The organism is Candidatus Allofournierella excrementigallinarum (assembly GCF_944388085.1).
Taxonomy (GTDB): Bacteria; Bacillota; Clostridia; order Oscillospirales; family Ruminococcaceae; genus Allofournierella_A; species Allofournierella_A excrementigallinarum.
Map to the genome: position 1 here is coordinate 19,887 of NZ_CALXHK010000034.1, position 7,247 is coordinate 27,133.

The 7,247-nt window shown below is 65.2% G+C and carries 6 protein-coding genes and 1 pseudogene; 5 read left to right on the forward strand and 2 right to left on the reverse strand.

Annotated features, from left to right (window positions below):
• Positions 1 to 49: 49 nt before the first annotated feature.
• From polA to ACH2AT_RS07645, 4 genes are read left to right on the forward strand one after another with little or no spacing between them, the layout of a single operon-like run.
• Positions 50 to 2,566, forward strand: coding sequence for a DNA polymerase I (gene polA, locus ACH2AT_RS07630; RefSeq protein ID WP_394964896.1), 2,517 nt, complete (start codon positions 50 to 52; stop codon positions 2,564 to 2,566).
• A 1-nt stretch (position 2,567) separates the two neighbouring features.
• Entirely contained in the window at positions 2,568 to 3,005 is a 438-nt protein-coding gene (gene rimI, locus ACH2AT_RS07635; RefSeq protein WP_394964898.1) for a ribosomal protein S18-alanine N-acetyltransferase, read from the forward strand.
• 36 nt (positions 3,006 to 3,041) lie between these two features.
• Complete coding sequence (gene tsaD / locus ACH2AT_RS07640; RefSeq protein ID WP_394964900.1) at positions 3,042 to 4,058, forward strand: tRNA (adenosine(37)-N6)-threonylcarbamoyltransferase complex transferase subunit TsaD; 1,017 nt, start codon at positions 3,042 to 3,044, stop codon at positions 4,056 to 4,058.
• A gap of 41 nt (positions 4,059 to 4,099) precedes the next feature.
• A complete protein-coding gene (locus ACH2AT_RS07645) occupies positions 4,100 to 5,434 on the forward strand; it encodes a replication-associated recombination protein A (protein ID WP_394964902.1) in 1,335 nt (444 codons plus the stop codon).
• Positions 5,435 to 5,479: 45 nt separating this feature from the next.
• Here the strand turns inward: ACH2AT_RS07645 and ACH2AT_RS07650 are convergent, their stop codons facing one another.
• Entirely contained in the window at positions 5,480 to 6,148 is a 669-nt protein-coding gene (locus ACH2AT_RS07650) for a helix-turn-helix domain-containing protein (RefSeq protein ID WP_394964904.1), read from the reverse strand.
• Between the two features lie 211 nt (positions 6,149 to 6,359).
• Positions 6,360 to 6,785 (reverse strand): Hsp20/alpha crystallin family protein, encoded by a 426-nt coding sequence (locus tag ACH2AT_RS07655; RefSeq protein ID WP_394964906.1) that lies wholly within the window; start codon positions 6,783 to 6,785, stop codon positions 6,360 to 6,362.
• 331 nt (positions 6,786 to 7,116) lie between these two features.
• Here ACH2AT_RS07655 and ACH2AT_RS07660 point away from each other — a divergent pair.
• Positions 7,117 to 7,247: pseudogene (locus ACH2AT_RS07660) on the forward strand (PadR family transcriptional regulator); the annotation flags it as partial.

The window sequence follows — 7,247 nt, forward strand, 5'->3', positions numbered from 1 at the left end:
TATACTTATGGGGAATCATACCGAGCGATTTTCAGGAGGGCTTTCTTGCATGAAACTGCTGGTACTGGACGGCAACAGCATTGCCAACCGCGCCTTTTACGGCATCAAGCTGCTCACCACAAAAGATGGGCGCTACACCAACGCCATATACGGCTTCATGAACATTCTGCTGAACCTTCTGCGGGACCATGAGCCCGACGAGGTGGCGGTGGCCTTTGACCTGAAGGCCCCCACCTTCCGCCACAAGATGTACAGCGGCTACAAGGCCACCCGCCACGGCATGCCCCAGGAGCTGGCAGACCAGATGCCGGTGCTGAAAGAGCTGCTGGCGGACCTGGGTTTTGCCATGGTCAGCCTGGAAGGCTACGAAGCGGACGACCTGCTGGGCACCCTCTCCGCCGCCGCCGCGGCCCGTGGGGACGACTGCCTCATCGCCACCGGCGACCGGGACAGCCTGCAGCTGGTGAACGGGCATGTGACGGTGCTTTTGGCCGCCACCCGGATGGGCCGCAGCGAGACGGTGGTGATGGACGAGGCCGCCGTGAAGGAAAAATACGGCGTGGCCCCCCGGCAGCTTATCGAGGTGAAAAGCCTGATGGGCGACGCCTCCGACAACATCCCCGGCGTGCCCGGCGTGGGCGAAAAAACCGCCCTGGAGCTCATCCGCCGCTTTGAGAGCCTGGACGGGGTGTATGAACACATCGACGACAAGGCCATCAAGCCCGGCGTGCGGGCAAAACTGGCAGCCAATGAGCCCAGCGCCCGGATGAGCCGCCAGCTGGCGGAGATCTGCTGCACCGCCCCCATCCCCACCCAGGCGGGGGCCTACAGGCGCGCCGCCGGCGATGCGGCGGCGGCCGCCGCCCTTTTGGCGGAACTGGAGATGCACTCCATGGCCGGGCGGCTGGGCCTGGGCCAGCTGCCCGCCGCCCCCGCCGCCGCGGCCTGCCTGCCGGAAGTGAAGCCCGCCCCCCTGCCCGCCGCCCCTTCCGGCCGGCTGTGCATGGCGAAGGGGGAAAAGGGCTGGTTCGCCGTGCAGGGCGAAACCGTCTGGACGGTGGAAAACGCCGCCCTGCCCGCCCTGCTGGAAAGCGATGCCCAGCTTTGGGTGTTCGACGCAAAGCCCCTTTACCGCATCGCCCTGGACGCGGGCGGCGAGGGCAGGGCCATCCGCTTTGACGCAAAGCTGGCGGCCTATCTTTTGAACCCGGCGGCAAGCGATTATCTGCCCCAGCAGCTGGAGGCGGAATACGCCCCCGCCCCCCGCTTCGACTGCCCGGAAAACCCCGCCGCCGGCGCGCTGGAGGGCCTTTTTGACGCGCTGGCCGCCAGGGTGGCCGAGCAGGGCATGGAAAACCTCTTGCAGGACATCGAGCTGCCCCTGGCCCGGGTGCTGGCGGACATGGAGCGCACCGGCATGCCGGTGGACAAGGAGGGCCTCGAGGCCTTCGGCACCCTGCTGAAAGCGGAACTGGACAAGACCCTCGCCTCCATCTACGAGGCGGTGGGCTACACCTTCAACCTGAACAGCCCCAAGCAGCTGGCCGAGGCCCTGTTTGACAAGATGGGCCTGCCGCCCCGCAAGAAAACCAAAAGCGGCTATTCCACCGACGCCGAGACGCTGGAAAGCCTGCGCAGCTACAGCCCGGTGGTGGAGGACATCCTGCAGTACCGCACCTACCAGAAGCTGAACAGCACCTATGTGGAGGGGCTGCTCAAGGTCATCGGGCCGGACGGGCGGATGCACTCCACCTTCAACCAGACCGAGGCCCGCACCGGGCGGCTTTCTTCCAGCGAGCCGAATCTGCAGAACATCCCCATCCGCACAAAGCTGGGCAGCCGGCTGCGCCAGTTCTTCATCGCCAGCCCCGGCTGCAAGCTGGTGGACGCGGACTACAGCCAGATCGAACTGCGCATCCTGGCCCACATCTCCGGCGACGAGACGATGAAAAACGCCTTCCTCACCGGGCAGGACATCCACCGCAGCACCGCCGCCAAGATCTACGGCCTGCCCCTTGAGATGGTCACCCCCGCCCTGCGCTCGTCCGCCAAGGCGGTGAACTTCGGCATCGTCTATGGCATCGGGGCCTTCAGCCTGGCGCGGGACATCGGCGTGACCGTGAAGGAGGCGGACGATTTTATCAAGAACTACCTGGCCACCTTCCCCGGCGTGAAGGAGTATATGGATTCCACCATCGCCGCCGGGCGGGAGAAGGGCTATGTGGCCACCCTCTTCGGCCGCCGCCGGGCATTGCCGGAACTGACCAGCAAGAACTTCAACCTGCGCTCGCTGGGCGAACGGATGGCCATGAACACCCCCATCCAGGGCACCGCCGCCGACGTCATCAAGCTGGCGATGGTGCGGGTGTGGCGCCGCCTGCGGGACGAGGGGCTTGAAGCCCGGCTGATTTTGCAGGTGCACGACGAGCTCATCGTGGAGGCGCCCGCCGCCGAGGTGCGGCAGGTCAGCCGCATTTTGAAGGAAGAGATGGAGGGCGCGGTGAACTTCTCGGTGCCCCTCACCGCCGACGTGAACAGCGGCGACACCTGGCTGGAGGCCCACTGATATGGAACTTTCCGTGCGCTTCATGGCCGCCGCCGACGCTTCCCTTTGCGCCGCCCTTGCCGCCGCCGGCGCCGAGCCCTGGACCGAAAGCCAGCTTTTGAGCGAACTGGAAAGCCCCGCCGCCCGGCTGTTCGTGGCCGAGGGCGAGGGGGGCGTCTTGGGCTTTGCCGTGTTCCAGCTGGCGGCGGACGAAGCCAGCCTTTACGCCCTCAATGTGGACCCCGCCGCCCGCCGCAGGGGCGTGGGGGCCGCGCTGCTGGCAGGGGCGCTCGGCGCCCTCAGGGCCGAGGGCGCGGCCCGGTGTTTTCTGGAGGTGCGGGCGGCCAACGCCCCCGCCCTCGCCCTCTACCGGCGGCTGGGCTTTGCCGCCGCCGGGGTGCGCCGGGGTTTTTACCGCGACCCGCCGGATGACGCGGTGGTGATGGCCCTGGAATTTTGAGCCGATTTTTGTATATTGAACGGAGTTTTGTACGAAATGTATATTTTAGGGATCGAGAGCACCTGCGACGAGACCGCCGCCGCGGTGGTGGAGGACGGGCGAAGGCTCGTCAGCAACGTGGTGGCCACCAGCGTGGCGGAGCAGGCGCTCTACGGCGGCGTTGTGCCGGAGATCGCCAGCCGCCGCCACATCGAGTACATCAGCGCCACGGTGCAGGCCGCGCTGGACGAGGCAAAGCTCTCCCCCGCGGATTTGGACGGCATCGCCGTCTCCTTCGCGCCGGGGCTCATCGGCGCGGTGCTGGTGGGGGTGAACTTCGCCAAGGGCCTTTCCTACGCGGCAAAAAAACCCCTCATCCCGGTGCACCACCTGCGGGGGCACATCGCGGCCCTTTACCTCACCCACCCGGACTTAAAGCCCCCCTTCCTCTGCCTTGTGGCCAGCGGCGGCCACAGCCACATCGTGCAGGTGGAGGGCTACACCCGCTACCGTGTGCTGGGCCGCACGGTGGACGACGCGGCGGGCGAGGCCTTCGACAAGGTGGCCCGGACCTTAGGCCTTGGCTACCCCGGCGGGCCGGCCATCAGCAGGGCCGCCCGAAGCGGCGACCCCAGGGCCTACAAACTGCCGGTGCCCCATGTGGACGGCGCTTACAACGTGAGTTTTTCCGGCCTCAAAACGGCGGTGCTGAACGCGGTGAACCAGGCGGAAATGAAGGGCGAAACCGTGAACGTGGCGGACATGGCCGCCAGCTTCGAGCGCCGCATCGACGAAATTCTGGCGGAGAAACTGCTGGCGGCGGCGCGGGACACTGCCGCCCCCGCCATCGCCCTGGCGGGGGGCGTGGCGGCCAACAGCCTGCTGCGCTGCCTTGTGAACGAAGGCGCGCAAAGAATGGGGGCAAAACTCTATCTGCCTGAAATGCAGCTCTGCGGCGACAACGGGGCCATGGTGGCCGCCCAGGGGTACTATGAACTCAAAGCGGGCAACGTGGCGGGCCTTGACCTGAACGGCCTGGCCACCCTGCCCATCGACTACAACGGCCCGGCCTAAAGCCGGGCTGCTTTCCATCGGGCAGAAAGGAGGAGCGCGAAATGGAACAGACCACCCTGTTCGACCGCCCGCAGGACCGGCCGCTGGCCAGCCGGATGCGCCCGCGGGACCTGGAGGAATTTGCCGGGCAGCAGCATCTGCTGGGCGAGGGCAAGGTGCTGCGGCGGCTCATTGAGAGCGACCGGGTGAACAGCATGATCTTCTGGGGCCCGCCGGGGGTGGGCAAGACCACTCTGGCCCAGATCATCGCCCGGCGCACCAAGGCGGAGTTCGTGAACTTCAGCGCGGTGACCAGCGGCGTGAAGGAGATCAAGGCCGTGATGCAGGACGCGGAGGCCCGCCTGCGGCTGGGCCAGCGCACCATCCTGTTTGTGGACGAGATCCACCGCTTCAACAAGGCCCAGCAGGACGCCTTCCTCCCCTTTGTGGAAAAGGGCAGCATCGTGCTCATCGGGGCCACCACGGAGAACCCCAGCTTCGAGGGCAACGCGGCGCTATTGAGCCGGTGCAAGGTGTTCGTCTTAAAGGCGCTCACCCCCGAGGACCTGACGGGCCTGTTGCGCCGGGCCCTCGCCGACCCCCGGGGCTTTGGGGGCAGGGCCATCGAACTGGAGCCGGAGGCGCTGGAGCTCATCGCCAATTTTGCCAACGGCGACGCCCGCACCGCCCTGAACACCCTGGAGATGGCGGTGCTGAACGCGGAGGAGACCGATGGAAAACTGGTGGTGGACCGGCCGCTGCTGGAGCAGTGCACCAGCAAAAAGAGCCTGCTTTACGACAAAAAGGGCGAAGAACACTATAACCTCATCAGCGCGCTGCACAAATCCATGCGCAACTCCGACCCGGACGCGGCGGTCTACTGGCTGGCCCGGATGCTGGAGGCGGGCGAGGACCCCCTGTATGTGGCGCGGCGGCTCATCCGCTTTGCCAGCGAGGACATCGGCCTTGCGGACAACCGGGCCCTGGAAATTGCGGTGGCCGCCTACCAGGCCTGCCACTTCAACGGCATGCCGGAGTGCAGCGTGAATCTGGCCCAGGCGGTCATCTACCTCTCGCTGGCGCCCCGCTCCAACGCGGTGTACAAGGCCTACGAGATGGCAAAGGCGGACGCGGAGAAGATGCTGGACGAGCCGGTGCCGCTGGCCATCCGCAACGCGCCCACCCGCCTGATGAAGGAGCTGGACTACGGCAAGGGCTACGTCTACGCCCACGACACCGAAGAAAAGGTGGCGGACCTGGAATGCCTGCCAAAAAACCTCGCCGGCCGCCGCTACTACCTGCCCACCGACCAGGGCAGCGAGGCGCGGGCCGCCGAGAATCTGGCCCGGGTGATGGCCCGCAAGGCGGAGCTGAAACGCCGCCGGGAAAAGGAATAAGCAAAAGAGCCGCGCGGGGTCCCGAAAGCTCCGCACGGCTCTTTTTTATTTTCGCTTTTGGCCCATCGCCGCCGCCAGCAGGTTCAGCGCCAGGGTGGCGGCGCAGAAGAACACCACCACCGCCACCAGCGTGTCCATGGTGTCCATCAGGGCGGACCAGTCTCTTTCCCGCACCTGGGTGAGGATGTCGGCAAACTGGGCCGCGAGAGCGGCCAGGGCCAGCCCCAGGCTGAAAATGCAGCCCGCCGGGGTGCACCGCCGCCGGGCCAGCTGCACCAGGGGCACGCTCCACGCCCCCAGCCCCAGCAGCAGACTTGCCACCGAGGCAGCCACCACCGGGCCGCTCACCGCCAGCAGCCACACCAGGAACACCGCCACCGCCCCAAAAAGCCCCAGACAGGCGGCGCATGCCCACCACAGCGCCCTCTGCCCGGCGCTGCGGCTCTGGCGCGCCAGCGCCAGCGTCTGGGCCGCCGCCTCCTCCGCTTCGGGCAGGGGCTGCGGCTGGCGGCGGGCGGTCATCAGCTCGGCAAGGCTCACCTTTAGCGCCGCCGCCAGCGGTTCCAGCGTGGCCAGGTCCGGCAGGCCCACGCCCCGCTCCCAGCGGCTCACCGCCTTGTCGGTGAGGTGCAGCCGCGCGGCCAGCTGAGCCTGGGTCAGCCCCAGCTCCCTGCGCCGCCCGGCAATGAAATCTCCCAATGTTTTTGCGTCCATTCACTTCGCCCCCTTGGGTCCTATCCTACCCTTTGACAGCCCTGCGGTCAACCGACGCTTCATTTACCGGGCGAAAAGCAAAGTCCCGCGGGTCAAAATATATACAAATCGACAAATCTATACATTTCTCAACGATTCGTAAATAAAAAAAGGGCGCCCGGCCAACCTGGCCGGGCGCCCCTTTGCTTGCCGTGGGGTGTTCTGCGGAACATCAGCCCTCGATCTGGATGGTGCGGGCCGCCGGAGTAACTTCCGCCTGCTTGGGCAGCGTGATCTCCAGAATGCCGCTCTTGTAGGCAGCTTTGATGCCCTCGGTGTTGATGCCGCTGACATTGAAGCTGCGGCTGTAGGAGCCGTACTTGCGCTCGCGGCGCAGGTAGTTGCCCTCGCCCTTGTCTTCCTTCTCGCTGTTGTGGCGGGCGGTGATGACCATGGTGTCGCCGTTCAGGTCAAGGCTGATGTCCTCTTTCTCAAAGCCGGGCAGTTCCGCCTCCAGCAGGTAGTGGTCGCCTTTGTCCTGAATGTCGCACCGGAACTGGCTCATATCGCCAAAGCCGGTGAACAGGCTCTTTTCCATGTTGTCCAGATAATTCCACAGGCTATTTTCCTCACGGGTGAACGGGATCATGCCAAACATAATAAACTCCTATTCTCCGCGCACGAAAAAATTTTTTCTTGGCGGCGCCGTGTTTGCGCGGGCGCTGCGCCGCTTTGCCGGAGGTTTCGGCCCCGGGGTCCTGGCCCCGGGCCTCTTCCCTCCTGACGATTCTTACTATACCCCCTCTTTTTGCGTTTTATTTGTCTTTTTTATGAACAAATTGTTAATTTTAGCACTCTTTATATTTGAGTGCTAAAATTATTAAGAAGCCAGCGATCCGCGCCTTTGTCCCTTGACAACTATATCGGGTGCTGATATAATTATATCGAAGCACGATATAACGGGATCTTACATAGCAGGAGGTGGGCCCATGGCGGAGGGGGTTGCTTTGACCGAGGCGTTTTACTATATCCTTCTTTCTTTATACCAGCCGCTGCACGGCTACGGCATCATGCAGAAGGCGGCGGAGTTTTCCGGCGGGCGGGTGCGGCTGGCGGCGGG